This window comes from Lysinibacillus sp. FSL P4-0201, assembly GCF_038593425.1.
In the GTDB taxonomy this organism is placed as follows: domain Bacteria; phylum Bacillota; class Bacilli; order Bacillales_A; family Planococcaceae; genus Lysinibacillus; species Lysinibacillus capsici.
In genome coordinates, this window is record NZ_CP151995.1 from 3,098,124 (window position 1) to 3,112,944 (window position 14,821).

Below are 14,821 nucleotides of genomic sequence, written 5' to 3' on the forward strand. Positions count from 1 at the left end.
CGTCTAATTTCTTTCTATATAATGAACACCCAAATATAAACATTACAGAACGAGTCATGTTTATCTGAAGTCCTCAAAAGATTATATAGAAAGTGATAACTTAATTATTTCACAAAAAAATCTTATATGTACTGATTTTATAAGGATTATGTTATCATAAATCACGTATCTAAAATATGTACAACGAAAAACTTATTAAATGTTTGGAAACACAAGGTAATGTGAATTGAAAGGATGATATATATCATGAGTAACGAGCGATCAAAAATCGTGAGTTTTCATACTCTAGGTTGTAAAGTAAATCATTACGAAACAGAAGCAATTTGGCAGCTGTTTAAAGAAGAAGGCTATGATCGAACAGAATTTGATCAACAAGCAGACGTTTACGTCATTAATACATGCACAGTTACGAATACTGGAGATAAAAAATCACGTCAGGTTATTCGTCGAGCAATTCGCCAAAATCCGGATGCAGTTATTTGTGTAACGGGATGCTATGCACAAACATCCCCTGCAGAAATTATGGCAATCCCTGGTGTTGATATTGTTGTTGGAACACAAGATCGTACGAAATTACTTGGTTATATTGAACAATATCGTGCGGAACGACAACCGATTAATGCTGTACGTAATATTATGAAAAACCGAGTATACGAAGAATTAGATGTACCAGCATTTACAGACCGTACACGTGCTTCGTTAAAAATCCAAGAAGGCTGTAACAATTTCTGTACATTTTGTATTATTCCATGGGCACGTGGTTTAATGCGTTCTCGTGACCCACAAGAAGTGTTACATCAAGCACAGCAATTAGTAGATGCTGGTTATCTTGAAATTGTCTTAACTGGTATTCATACAGGTGGCTATGGTCAGGATTTAAAAGATTATAATCTTGCTCAATTACTACGTGATTTAGAGGCCAATGTAACAGGCTTAAAGCGTCTTCGTATTTCATCTATTGAGGCTAGTCAATTAACAGATGAAGTAATTGAAGTACTACGTGAATCAAAGATTGTCGTGAATCATTTACACATCCCTATTCAATCTGGTTCTGATACGGTATTAAAACGTATGCGTCGTAAATATACAATGGAGTTCTTCGGTGAACGTTTAACAAAATTACATGAGGCTTTACCTGATTTAGCTGTTACTTCTGATGTAATCGTTGGTTTTCCAGGTGAGACAGAGGAAGAGTTTATGGACACATATAACTTTATTCGCGATCATAAATTTTCTGAGCTGCACGTTTTCCCATTCTCTCCTCGTACAGGAACCCCTGCTGCACGTATGGAAGATCAAATTGATGAAGACATTAAAAATGAGCGTGTGCATCGACTCATCTCTTTAAACGATCAGCTAGCAAAAGAGTATGCTTCTCGTTTTGAAGATCAAGTGCTAGAAGTTATCCCTGAAGAATTTGTGCATGATGACAGTGAAGAAGAAGGCCTTCTAACAGGCTATACAGACAATTACTTAAAAGTAGTTTTTGAGGGTCCAGAAAGTCTAATCGGACAACTTGTAAAAGTAAAAATTACACAAGCAGGCTACCCTCACTCAAAAGGACAATTTGTACGCGTTTTAGAAACAGTGAAATAAATAGTGAAAAAAGGGTTGCCCATTTTATATGGCAACCCTTTTTCCTTTTAATGAAGCTAATCATTCACTTGTATTTGATTTTTCATAATATTGATAAATGCTTTTAAAGATTGACAGCTCCTATAAGAAAATTAGTAGTACAAACAAAATATCCATCTGTACTACCAGCTTTGTTAATATATTATAATATTCTACTGTCCTCTAAACTAGCATTTATCAAGGACTAGGAGGAGGTGTAAGTCCTAAAAGAACAGGCGTTATTACGCTACTGCCAGCACCAAGGCGGATTTGTTGAACTTGCAATACTTTTACAGTAAGTTCTAAGACAATTTTTTCACGTAATGTGCTGAATGTCCCTTCAGGAGCTGCCATAATCGGTGAAAAATCAAGTTCAAAGAAGTTGGCAGCTACTAATTCACCAAATGGTTGTTCATTGTATTTAACAAGATTTTGGAAGAAAGCCTTATCTAATCGAGCATCCATTTGTGTTCTTTCGTTAAGGAAGTTCGCTTCAGCAAACTCGGAAATGCCTAAGATTGGTGTTGCGCCTCCAGGTGTTTGTGGGAAAATAAGATCTGTAAAACCAGAAAACGGAACGTCAGCAATTCTATCTCGAAGTGCCCCATTACATGCTGATGAAGCATATTCTATATTTTTCCGAATATGTCCTGCTACAAATAATTTAGCTCGTGTTACTCTAAAGAAATCAGTGCCACCAATACGTGCAAAGCTGACTGGTACAAGTTTCACTTGATTTAGGAAGACATTCTTTTTCACTCGTTTGATTTCTGTAGCAGCAGGGCTAAGTGTAATATCCGACTCGACAACGATTTGCAGTGTTGGTTCTGCCAATACAACTGGAACTTTGATAGTTGGCGTTGTAACTGGTGTAGTGACTACTGGTGTAATCTCATTCGTTAATGGAATTTGTTCAGTTGATGTTACAGGACAAGGTTGAAATTGGCTTTCTAATTGATCGCTCAAAAAATTCCCTCATTTCATTTTTTTAGTATTAGAGAGCTCTCCTATCGCTAGAATATGTAGCATTTAAATCTATACATGGACGTATATATTAGTTTTATTTTTTATTTGAATTAAGGGATAAATTTCTATAACCCTCCATTACCTTGCCAGTCAAACAGTACTTTAATTTTTTGTACTTGTAACATTTGGATAATTAATTCTAATACTATATTTTGACACAATCGATTGGGATGAATGGCTGACTTATTTTGCGTATTAGATACCCTATACTCAATATTATGCTGTATGTAGCCTTCTATAAATAAATTCCCCTTTAATACAGTTCTTGTTCCATTTCCCAATGACTGGGATCTATGAATAGGTACAAATCTACAATCGGATAGTACTACCTCATTTGTGATCTCTTTAACCTCTTCAATTCCTTTATCAAAAGCAATTTTTTCCTCCATACATATTTCTATTTTGTATTCCCCTAGCACAACAGGAACTCGTATATGTATAAAAGGCTCAGAGGAGTTAATTTCTCCTTTTTTAATTGCTTGTGAGTTATGTAAGGGAACTACTACTGATTTAAACGGATGCTGCTCACTACCATTTTTTTTATTAGTATCCGTTCTCATTAAAGAAATCATTTGATTAATGTTGGAGCTAACCAAACGACAATCTGGTTGTTCAGGGTAAATCGAAATCGTTTGGAGTAGCTTCGTCTGAAGTTGGGGAGATAGGTTATCATTTAAATCAAGAAAATCAAATATTGTATTTTGAACATTTTCACCATAAATAGGAGCATGAAGAAAATCGTTAATTTCTACATAAGTAGAAAAGGGACTTTTTTGGATAATGGTGCATACTTCTCCTTGTAAAGACTTTGCAATCTCTTTATTACGATTTGGAGGATTGTTTTTCTCCTTTTCTGCTATATCATCCAAATGCATATTATTTTCAGCCTCTGACAGAGCTCTATTGAAAGATTTTGGATTATTGTCTGATTGGGCTGTTGAATTTTGTTCTTCAAGGGAGTTCTCATCACTATCTAGTAGATGGTCAATTTCTACCTTTGTTGGACTGGGTACACTTTGATTGCATGCTATCTGGTCTAAAGTTAATTCCTCTACATGGTTCTCATCCATATGTCGGAAATTTTCTTCGTTCTCCTTAACATTCGCTTCTATAGGTATGGGTATGGACGCTAATTGCTCTATTAAGGTCACTTTTGTGTGACTCTCATCGATATCTAGAGGATGTTCGTTTTCTTGCTCAACATTTGTTTCTTTAGATATAGGTAGATCTTCATTAGATGCTAATAGCTCTGCTAAGCTAGCATCCTCCCTGAAATTCTCAAAATTTGGGTGATGTTCGTTTTCTTCCTCAATAATCGGCTCCATAGGTTCGGGGAGCTCTTCATTAGAGATTATATGGTCTGTTAAAGTTGATTCCTCTGTAATTGGTTTATCTTCTATTTCATCAAGCAGATTATTATTTCCATTAAAAGTCTGTTCAAATGGAGATTCGTCATCTATTTTAGTTTGATACCTCCACTCAGTGTATTTATTTTGTTTAGAGGATATTTTTTTCATCTCTCTAAAATTAATCCATGGAGTTGCCATTCATTCACTCCCAAATAATGATTTGACAAAAAAAGCATAACAATCAATTTTTAATCCATTAGCTAATTCTTCTGATGCGATTATGTTAGGACAATTGAAAATCTACAATACTAATTACAATCCATATTATGCAATATTTTTACTTTTGTCACAGTCCCACTATGAGATACAATTGGAAGGCGCATGTCCTTATCTTGCCAAAAAAAAGCAGTTAAAAGTTCGAGTAAAAGTGAACTTTCAACTGCCCAACAACATATTTGATTTTATATCAGTATTATTGTTACCATTTTTACTCCACTACATAAAAAAATTAACAAGGCTCAGTAGGCGGAATAATATCAGGAACAATTGGTGTTGCTGGTGGAGTAAGCCCTGGTAGAACAGGTGTTACTACACTACTTCCAGCGCCCAAACGGATTTGTTGAACTTGCAATACTTTTACAGTAAGTTCTAATACAATTTTTTCACGTAATGTGCTGAATGCTTCTTCAGGAGCTGCCATAATCGGTGAAAAATCAAGTTCAAAGAAATTGGCTGCTACTAATTCACCAAATGGTTGTTCATTGTATTTAACGAGATTTTGGAAGAAAGCCTTATCTAATCGAGCATCCATTTGTGTTCTTTCGTTAAGGAAGTTCGCTTCGGCAAACTCAGAAATGCCTAAAATTGGTGTAGGGCCTCCTGCTGTTTGCGGAAATATAAGATCTGTAAAACCTGAAAACGGAACATCAGCAATTCTATCCTGAAGTGCCCCATTACATGATGATGAAGCATATTCGATATTTTTCCGAATATGTCCTGCTACAAATAATTTAGCTCGTGTTACTCTAAAGAAATCAGTATTAGCAATACGTGCAAAGCTAACTGGTACCAATTTCACTTGATTTAGAAAGACATTCTTTTTCACTCGTTTAATCTCTGTCGCTGCAGGACTAAGTGTAATGTCCGACTCGACAACGATTTGCAGTGTTGGTTCTGCCAGTACAACTGGAATTTTAATAGTTGGCGTCGTAAGTGGTGTAGTAACTAGTGGTGTAATCTCATTCGTTAAGGGTATTTGTTCAGTTGATGTTACTGGACAAGGTTGAATCTGATTAAATTGTTCACTCAAAAAATTCCCTCATTTCAATATAGTATTAGTGAGCTCTCCTATCGCTAGCGTATGTCGCAATTAAATCTATGTATGGACATTGAACTTGTTCTTTTACATATTTTATTTGGAATGTTTGAGGTTGTGATTTTCACGGTTGATCTTACACAATGGGCTAAAACTCCATTTAAGCAGGGATTTAACGCAGAACCCCTTCAAATATGATTTACGTAAAAAAACCACTTAATAATGTTAAGTGGCTTTCTCTAAGTTATGTTGATAGTAAATTATACATAGCTGTTATTCAAATTCATAGGATATGGCAGACAGTGCGTATAATGGCGCTGTTTCTGCTCGTAAAATTCTCGGTCCTAATGACATCGTTTGAGCGCCTGCTTGTAATAGCGCTTCTGATTCTTGACGAGAAATGCCCCCCTCAGGACCAAAGATAATAAGCATTGATTTCGATTTCTTATCATACACGTTTTTGAGCTTCTCCGCAAATCTTGTCCGCTTTTCAGCCTTTGCATCCTCTTCATCAGCAATAAAAACGGCATCGAATTGATCTATTTGTTGTACTAGCTGTTTAAATGATATGGGTTCAAAAACTGTTGGAATATGCGTACGGTGAGCTTGTTCCGCAGCTTCCTTAGCAATTTTCTGTAATCTTTCTTGCTTTTTTGCTCCTTTTTTCTTGTCCCATTTCACAATGGAGCGCTCTGCTTCAAAGGGTAATAAAGCAAACATTCCTAGCTCTGTGGCTTTTTGGGTAATAAGCTCCAGCTTATCACCCTTCGGTAAACCACATGCTACTGTTACTTGAATGGATAACTCTGGGGAAGGGATTGTTTGTCCAGTCGCTTCAATGACAACCTCATCCCCTTCAAATCCTTCAATTGTGCATATATACGCAGTGTTTTGTGCAACAACTACAATGTTGTCGCCTTGCTTCATACGCATCACTCGTTCAATATGCCGTGCATCTTCTCCACTTATACGTGCATTTTCGATAGCTGTCTCAATAAAGTAACGTTGCATGTCACACAGTCCTTTCTAGCAAAAAAGGAAAACGCCAAATCACAAGCACACGGCTCACGATTTGGCGCTTCCTCAGTCATGTTATAGTGGACGACGGGCAATAATGGCTACCCAATCTTCCATTAATAATACTTCTTCAATCACAAAGCCTGAAGCTTCTAGTGCTACTTTCACATCATCTCGTTTTGCACCGATGATGCCCGAAGTGACATATAATCCACCTGGTTTTACAATTGTATAAGCGTCATCTGTGAAGGACATGATGATTTCAGCCAAAATATTAGCGACTACTACATCTGCTGGTTCTTTTACAGTATCCAATAAGTTACCATGGAACACTGCCACCTTATCTTCCACTTTATTTAATGCTACATTTTCTCGCGCTGAACGTACAGCAACCTCATCTAAATCAAGCGCATGCACACTTTTGGCACCAAGTAATGCTGCACCAATAGACAATACACCCGATCCTGTACCGATATCAACAACTGTATCCCCTTCTTTAATGACCTTTTCAAGTCCTTGTAAACACATTACCGTTGTTGGGTGGGTACCTGTACCAAATGCCATACCAGGGTCTAATTCAATAATTAGTTCATCTGTTGAAACAGGTGTATATTCCTCCCATGTCGGTACGATAGTAAAGCGTTCAGAAATCTTAACAGGATGGTAGTATTGCTTCCAGGCAGTTGCCCAATCTTCTTCATTGACTTCCACAATGGATACCACGTTTTCACCGATATCAATGTTAAAGTTCGTTAAATTTGTGATAGCTGCTTTTATTTCTTCGACTGTTTCATTTAAAAAACTAGACTCTGATAAATAAGCTTTAACAATCACGCCATCTTTCGGAAAATCATCTTCATTTAGCGCATAAATTTCACCATATTGATCTTCACGTGGCTTCGCAAACTCTGCAGAATCTTCGATGACAACACCACTTGCACCTGCTTCATGCAAAATATTCGAAATTGCTTCTACCGCATCATTTTTTGTATGAATGGATAATTCTGACCACTTCACGTAGCTCTTCAGCTCCTCTAATTATTCACCTTGGAATTTTTTCTTAATTTTATCAAATAGTGAACTACCTTGTTCTTCAGGGATATCGCCACTAATTTCGGCAAATTCTCGTAGTAATTGTTTTTGTCTTTCCGTTAATTTTTCTGGTGTCATAACTTTTACTGTCACATATTGATTACCCATACCATAACCATGAACATTTTTAACACCTTTATCTTTTAGACGGAATTGAGCACCTGACTGTGTTCCAGCTGGAATACGTAATTTTACTTTCCCATGGACTGTTGGTACTTCAATTTCATCCCCAAGTGCTGCTTGAGGGAATGTTAATTTCAACTCGAAGTAAATATCGTCTCCATCTCGTTCGAAATCCTTGTGACCTTGAACGCGGAACATAATATATAAATCCCCTGCAGGTCCACCGTTTATACCTGGTTCACCTTGACCAGATACACGAATTTGTTGTCCATCATCCACACCTGCTGGAATCGTCACTTTAATTTTCTTACGTTTTTGGACTTTTCCTTCTCCACGACAAGTCGTACATTTTTCTTTAATAATTTTACCTGTTCCATGACATGTTGAGCATGTACGACGATTCATCATACGACCAAATGGTGTATCCACTGCTTGATTGATTTGACCTGCACCTTTACATGTCGAACATGTTTCTGGTTGCGTGCCTGGTTTTGCTCCTGAACCGTGACATGTTTCACACGTTTCATCTTTCGGGATTTCTATTTCTGTTTCTTTTCCAAAAATTGCTTCCTCAAATTGGATGTTCATACGATATTGCAGATCATCCCCTTTACGTGGAGCATTTGGATCTTGACGGCGACCACCTCCGCCAAAGAATGAACTGAAAATATCCTCGAAGCCGCCAAAGCCGCCCCCTCCAAAGCCACCACCAAAACCAGCATTCGGATCCTCATGACCAAATTGGTCGTAGCGTGCTTTTTTCTGGTCGTCACTTAATACTTCATATGCTTCAGCGATTTCTTTGAATTTTTCATCTGCACCTGGCTCTTTATTAAGGTCAGGGTGATATTGTTTTGATAATTTACGGTATGCTTTTTTAATCTCATCTTTTGTAGCCGATTTTGTTAAACCAAGCACCTCGTAATAATCGCGTTTCTCCATGATTCACACTCCGCTCTGTTTGCATAAAATCTATTGTAACATGCAGTTGAAAAAACTGCCTCATTTTTTCGATTAAAGGTTCTATAAGTTCCAAAAATGAAGATACTCACTTCCTAGCAGCTAACGTATGCAACTATCCCATAAATGGTGCATTTACGTGAAGTGACCTCACATCATGACAAAAGCCAAAGCCGCAAGCGGTCTTTGGCTTTTTCACTTTACTGTGTTACTTCTTATTTATCATCTTTTACTTCTTCGAATTCAGCGTCTACAACACCGTCATCTTTTTTACCAGCACCAGTGTCTGCACCTGCATCGCCACCTTGAGCTGCTTGAGCAGCTGCTGCCGCTTGTTCGTAAACTTTCATCACTAGTGGCTGTAATACGCCTTCTAGTTTTTCTTTAGCTGCTTTAATACCTTCTAATTCACCAGCTTCAAGCGCTTTTTTCAATTCATCACGAGCATCTTCCACAGATTTTTTCTCGTCTTCTGTAATTTGCTCACCAAGGTCAGCAATTGTTTTATCCACTTGGAATACTAATTGGTCTGCTTCGTTACGAAGATCTGCTTCTTCTTTACGTTTAGCATCTGCTTCAGCATTAGCTTCAGCGTCTTTTACCATGCGTTCAATTTCTTCCTCGGATAAACCAGAATCAGATTGAATCACAATTGTTTGCTCTTTGTTCGTACCAAGATCTTTTGCTTTTACAGATACGATACCGTTTTTATCAATATCGAATGTTACTTCGATTTGAGGTACACCACGAGGTGCTGGTGGAATATCTGCTAATTGGAAGCGACCTAATGTTTTATTGTCAGCTGCCATTGAACGCTCACCTTGTAGAACATGAATATCTACTGCTGGTTGGTTATCAGCTGCTGTAGAGAAAACTTGAGATTTTGAAGTAGGAATAGTTGTGTTACGGTCGATTAATTTTGTGAACACGCCACCCATTGTTTCAATACCAAGTGAAAGAGGTGTTACGTCAAGTAATACAACGTCTTTCACATCACCTGTTAATACGCCACCTTGTACTGCAGCACCCATTGCAACAACTTCGTCAGGGTTAACACCACGGTGAGGCTCTTTCCCTGTTTCTTTACGTACTGCTTCTTGTACTGCTGGAATACGTGTAGAACCACCCACTAAAATAACTTGGTCAATTTCAGAAGTTGACAGACCTGCATCAGATAATGCTTGACGCACTGGTCCTACTGTACGATTTACTAATGGTAAAGTAATTTCGTCAAATTTCGCACGCGTTAAAGAAATTTCTAAGTGTAATGGACCTGCTTCTCCAGCTGTAATGAATGGTAGAGAGATTTGAGTTGATGTTACACCAGATAAATCTTTTTTCGCTTTTTCAGCTGCATCTTTTAAACGTTGCATCGCCATTTTATCTTTTGATAAGTCAATGCCATTTTCTTTTTTGAATTCAGCTACTAGATATTCGATAATTGCGTCATCGAAATCATCTCCACCTAGTTTGTTATCACCAGCTGTAGCTAGTACTTCAAAGACACCGTCACCTAACTCAAGGATAGACACGTCAAACGTACCGCCTCCAAGGTCAAATACTAATACTTTTTGATCTTGATCTTGTTTATCTAATCCATAAGCAAGAGCTGCAGCAGTTGGTTCGTTGATGATACGCTCTACTTCTAGACCTGCGATTTTACCAGCATCTTTAGTTGCTTGACGCTGTGCATCGTTAAAGTAAGCAGGAACTGTAATAACTGCTTTTGTCACTTTTTCCCCTAAGTAGTCTTCAGCATAGCCTTTTAAATATTGAAGAATCATTGCAGATACTTCTTGTGGCGTGTAGTCTTTATCTTCTACTGTTACTTTTTCAGCCGTACCCATTTTTGATTTAATAGAAATGATTGTGTTAGGATTTGTTACTGATTGACGTTTCGCCACTTCACCAACTTGACGTTCACCATTTTTAAAGGCAACAACAGATGGCGTTGTACGGTTTCCTTCTGGGTTTGGAATTACTTTTGGTTCTCCACCTTCAAGTACAGAAACGCAAGAGTTTGTTGTTCCTAAGTCAATACCAATAATTTTGCTCATTAAAATTTCCTCCTATTATGTCAACGCAAGGGATGCGTTTTCTAACTAATTTTAATTGACTAAATAGTGCAAAGACTATTCGTTCACAGATACCATTGTTGGGCGTAATACACGATCCTTTAAGATATACCCTTTTTGTAGTTCGCGTAAGACGATACCCGTTTCTTTTTCACTATCTTGTTCTTGCATAACAGCTTGGTGAATCGTTGGATCAAATTGCTCACCTTCAGCTTTAATCACTTGCAGACCTTCTTTTTCTGTTGCTTCAATTAAAGAGCGATACACCATTTCAATTCCTTTAATGATCGATGCAGTCTCTTCAGAAGTTGTCTCTACTTGTAAAGCACGTTCAAAATTATCAAGGACTGGTAATAGATCAGATAGTAAGCTTTGGGCGCGATACTTTTCAGCTGCCTCACGGTCTAACTGATTACGACGACGCATATTATCGAAGTCAGCACGTAAACGTAGGTGACGATTTTCTTCGTCAGCCAGCTTTGCTTGTAGTTCAGCCAGCTTAGCCTCATACTGTTCTTCAATTGATAACTCTACTTCTTCCTGAACTTCTGTTTGCTCTACTTCCTCAGTTGTCGTTTCAGCTTGTACATCTTCTTGTACTAAATCTTTGTTTTCCGTTGTTTCCGTCACTTGAATCCTCCTCATTATCATTCACTACGATTCTTCATAAAGGCTTGTGTTAAATCCAAGCGCATTACGTCTAATAAAGCCACAACACGCTTATAATCCATACGTGTAGGGCCAATAATAGCAATGGCTCCCTGTTGATCATCACCAATAGAATAGGTAGTGGTAATGACACTGCAATTTTCCATTTCTAGTTGTTTATTTTCTGAGCCTATCCGAATATGAATACCTGATTCATTCGGATGGAAAAGTGACTGCACTTGGCTAGTCGTCTCCATTAAGTCCAAAATCATCCGGACTTTATTTAAGTCATGGAATTCTGGTTGGTTGAACATATTCGTTTTTCCACCATAGAAAATTTTACTTTCTGAATTATGCATTGTTGCTGTGATAAGTGCGCGAATAAAATCATCCGCTGATCGAACATGTTGCTGTAACACTGCTAGCACTTCAGCCTCAAGGCTTTTATGGAGATCTTCTAATGAAACTCCAATAAGGCGATCATTTAAGATATTTACCATTTTCTCTAAATCAGAAGCGGTAAATTCAGGTGGTAGATTGAACATGCGGTTTTCTACATGCCCATTATTCGTCACGATAATCGCTACTGCTGTGTCGCTAGAAAGAGGGACAATTGAAAACCGTTTAACACGATGCCTTTGGACATCAGGTCCTAAAAGTATGGAAGTATACGATGTCAGCTCTGATAAAATGTTGGCTGACTTTCGGATAATATGCTCTACTTCTACTAGTCGATCATTAAAAATTGATTGAATTTGTTGAATGTCCTTGGAATTAATACCTTGAGGACTCAACAAATGATCTACATAAAATCTGTAACCCTTTTCCGAAGGCACTCGACCAGAGGAGGTATGCGTTTTTTCTAAAAAGCCTAATTCCTCTAAATCCGCCATTTCGTTTCGAATAGTGGCTGGACTAAATGTAATCCCTTGTTTTTTGGAGATTTGGCGAGAACCTACCGGCTGCGCAGACACAATAAAGTCGTCTACAATGACTTGCAATATCTGTAACTGCCGATTTGTTAGCATGATTATCACCTCTGTTAGCACTCAACTAAGAGGAGTGCTAATACTATTATTAAGTTATCAAATCCCACATTTTATGTCAACGATATCGCTCAATCTTCTAGCAAAAATTGTTGAAATACTTCATTGCCCACAAAACGCCCTTTTCTTGTCAGGCGAACACCAAGCTCATCCTGTTCTAAAAGCCCCTTTGACACTAGATCTTTTATTACAACATCATAATGCGCAGTCATAGGTGTTTTAAATTTCTCTTCATATATAGAGTGCATAACACCCTCTGTTTTTCTTAGCCCTAAAAACATTTGTTCTTCTCTTTTTTCCACTTGTGATACTTCATGTGCGTGGACAATTGGTAGCTCATTTGCCTCAACAGCTTCCATATACTTTTTTAATGGACCGTGATTAGAATAGCGTATACCTGCTAAATACCCATGAGCTCCTGCGCCAAACCCCGCATATTCATCATTATCCCAATAAATCTTGTTATGCTCTGAATGATATCCTGGCTTTGCAAAATTACTGATTTCGTATTGTTGAAGCCCATGTAAGGCCATTTGTTGCATCAGCACATCATACATATCCGCTTCTAAATCTTCTGTCGGTAAATACAGTTTCCCTTTAGCGTACTGATTATAAAAAATCGTTTTGGGTTCCACAATAAGAGAATAGGCAGAGAAATGTGGCAAATCAAGAGTAAAAGCTTTGGCTAATGAATCCTTCCATTGCGCCATCGTTTGCCCAGGTAAACCATACATTAAATCAATGCTGATATTACGGAAGCCAATTTTTCTAGCCAGGGCAATTGTTTCATAGACATGATCATTACTATGAGTGCGTCCAATCTTCTGTAGCAATCCCTGGTCAAAAGATTGTACACCCATGCTTAAACGATTAACACCACCGTCGAACAACACCTGCAATTTGGCTGCAGACAATTCATCTGGATTTGCCTCTGATGTAAATTCTGTCACACTATTCATTGGAATATACGTATGAATAGACGTTAGTAGTTTGTCCAATTGCTCAGGAGATAAAGCTGTCGGTGTTCCGCCACCAAGAAAAATCGTCTCGATGTTACGGAATGTTTCAGGATGTTTTTCGGTTGTCATGGCCATTTCTTTTCCAAGTGCTTCTATATATTCATCCACTGGTTGATTTTTAAAATAAAACTTATTGAAATCACAATAATTACAGATTTGATGACAGAAAGGAATATGAATGTAAACACCTCGTGCCATAGCAATCCCTTCTTTCGCGTTAAGTCTTTTCCATTTCTACATTATAACGAATCGATAGAAGGAACGCTATGAAACCTCACAGGTACTTTTAATGAATATTGATTCTGTAATGACAAAACAAACTGCACCTCCGATTATTAGTTAGAATCTAACAATCGAAAGTGCAGATTTTTCATGTATAAAAAATGACGCCCACAGCAATTCCTAACAGCACCAATAAATAAGGCTGTATTTTCCATCGAATTAAACACCATAAAAAGACAGCTACTATGAAAATATCTAACGTGCTGATGATGGTTTGTGTCACAATGGGATGTACAAAAGCGGCGGCTAGAATGCCAACGACTGCCGCATTGGCGCCTGCCATCGCACCTCTAAGTCGTGCAATTCGACTTAGGCTAATCCAAAATGGTAGCGCTCCAACCACTAGCAAAAACGCTGGTAAAAATATTGCGAAAGTAGCAATAATAGCTCCCGGAACGCCAGCAATGACCATACCGATATATGCAGCAAATGTAAATAAAGGTCCTGGAACTGCCTGTGTCATACCGTAGCCAGCTAAAAAATCTGAGGTACTTATTTGACCACTTTGAACAAATTGTGTTTCCAGTAAAGGTAAAACAACGTGTCCGCCACCAAATACTAAGGCACCTGCAAGATAAAACTTCTCTATCATAGAAATCCACTCATAATGCCATAAACCGGCTAATAGAGGTAAACCTAGGAGTAGCACGAAAAAAAGTACTAGTAAAACAACGCCCGTGGTTTTTGAAATGGGTATATGAACTAATTTTGAGGTATTACCCTCGTCACTTTTTTTTAGAAGTTGAAAGCCTAAACAAGCAGCGATCAATATTGCTGCGATTTGTGCAAATGGATGTACCCATGTCAAAACTGTTATCAATGTCAATAAAGCAATCAACCAATGCCATTTTGTCGAGAGTAGCTTTTTGCTCATATCAAAAATAGCATGGGCGACAATCGCCACTGCTACTAACTTCAAACCATGAATCCAATCCATCTTAAACTCGGTATACTTGGAGAAATAGGCAAAAAGTATAAGTATCAGAACGGATGGTAAGGTAAAACCAAGAAATGATAGAAAGCTTCCTAACACTCCTCCTCTAAGTAAACCAATTCCCATCCCCACCTGACTAGATGCAGGACCGGGCAAAAATTGACTTAACATAACAAGTTGACCATAATCATGTGCAGAAAGCCATTTACGTTTCTGTACATATTCCTGTTGAAAATAACCTAGATGAGCGGTTGGGCCTCCGAACGAGGTACAGCCCAATTTTAATGCAACAACAAAAATCTCCCAAAACCTTCGCAAACT

General features: G+C 37.9%; 12 protein-coding genes. 1 reads left to right on the plus strand and 11 read right to left on the minus strand.

All coding sequences use genetic code 11. The features are described from left to right. The first annotated feature begins 246 nt into the window (after positions 1-246). Positions 247-1,596 carry a tRNA (N(6)-L-threonylcarbamoyladenosine(37)-C(2))-methylthiotransferase MtaB gene (mtaB, locus tag MKY76_RS15595; RefSeq protein ID WP_048392185.1) on the plus strand — a complete coding sequence of 450 codons (1,350 nt, stop codon included), beginning with the start codon at positions 247-249 and terminating at the stop codon, positions 1,594-1,596. 216 nt (positions 1,597-1,812) lie between these two features. Here mtaB and MKY76_RS15600 read toward each other — a convergent pair whose 3' ends face one another. The 11 genes from MKY76_RS15600 to chrA all read right to left on the minus strand — a co-directional run bounded on the left by MKY76_RS15600 (position 1,813) and on the right by chrA (position 14,818). Then, positions 1,813-2,580: a CsxC family protein gene (locus MKY76_RS15600; protein ID WP_054550096.1), complete on the minus strand. Its 768-nt coding sequence runs from the start codon at positions 2,578-2,580 to the stop codon at positions 1,813-1,815. Positions 2,581-2,705: 125 nt separating this feature from the next. Continuing rightward, positions 2,706-4,187 (minus strand): BC_2427 family protein, encoded by a 1,482-nt coding sequence (locus MKY76_RS15605; protein WP_257960656.1) that lies wholly within the window; start codon positions 4,185-4,187, stop codon positions 2,706-2,708. A gap of 310 nt (positions 4,188-4,497) precedes the next feature. After that, a complete protein-coding gene (locus MKY76_RS15610; protein WP_257960655.1) occupies positions 4,498-5,298 on the minus strand; it encodes a CsxC family protein in 801 nt (266 codons plus the stop codon). A 279-nt stretch (positions 5,299-5,577) separates the two neighbouring features. Beyond that, on the minus strand, positions 5,578-6,315 hold the full coding sequence (locus MKY76_RS15615) for a 16S rRNA (uracil(1498)-N(3))-methyltransferase (RefSeq protein WP_342556828.1): 738 nt from the start codon (positions 6,313-6,315) through the stop codon (positions 5,578-5,580). An 81-nt stretch (positions 6,316-6,396) separates the two neighbouring features. Next, on the minus strand, positions 6,397-7,338 hold the full coding sequence (prmA, locus tag MKY76_RS15620; protein ID WP_004227050.1) for a 50S ribosomal protein L11 methyltransferase: 942 nt from the start codon (positions 7,336-7,338) through the stop codon (positions 6,397-6,399). 21 nt (positions 7,339-7,359) lie between these two features. After that, positions 7,360-8,478 carry a molecular chaperone DnaJ gene (gene dnaJ, locus MKY76_RS15625; RefSeq protein WP_016995416.1) on the minus strand — a complete coding sequence of 373 codons (1,119 nt, stop codon included), beginning with the start codon at positions 8,476-8,478 and terminating at the stop codon, positions 7,360-7,362. 233 nt (positions 8,479-8,711) lie between these two features. Continuing rightward, on the minus strand, positions 8,712-10,553 hold the full coding sequence (gene dnaK / locus MKY76_RS15630) for a molecular chaperone DnaK (protein ID WP_048392179.1): 1,842 nt from the start codon (positions 10,551-10,553) through the stop codon (positions 8,712-8,714). Positions 10,554-10,628: 75 nt separating this feature from the next. Next, positions 10,629-11,201 carry a nucleotide exchange factor GrpE gene (grpE, locus tag MKY76_RS15635; protein WP_004227038.1) on the minus strand — a complete coding sequence of 191 codons (573 nt, stop codon included), beginning with the start codon at positions 11,199-11,201 and terminating at the stop codon, positions 10,629-10,631. 17 nt (positions 11,202-11,218) lie between these two features. Then, positions 11,219-12,247 (minus strand): heat-inducible transcriptional repressor HrcA, encoded by a 1,029-nt coding sequence (gene hrcA / locus MKY76_RS15640; RefSeq protein WP_342556829.1) that lies wholly within the window; start codon positions 12,245-12,247, stop codon positions 11,219-11,221. Between the two features lie 89 nt (positions 12,248-12,336). Continuing rightward, positions 12,337-13,482 carry a radical SAM family heme chaperone HemW gene (gene hemW, locus MKY76_RS15645; RefSeq protein ID WP_342556830.1) on the minus strand — a complete coding sequence of 382 codons (1,146 nt, stop codon included), beginning with the start codon at positions 13,480-13,482 and terminating at the stop codon, positions 12,337-12,339. A gap of 172 nt (positions 13,483-13,654) precedes the next feature. Continuing rightward, positions 13,655-14,818 (minus strand): chromate efflux transporter, encoded by a 1,164-nt coding sequence (chrA, locus tag MKY76_RS15650; RefSeq protein ID WP_342556831.1) that lies wholly within the window; start codon positions 14,816-14,818, stop codon positions 13,655-13,657. Between the last annotated feature and the right edge of the window lie 3 nt (positions 14,819-14,821).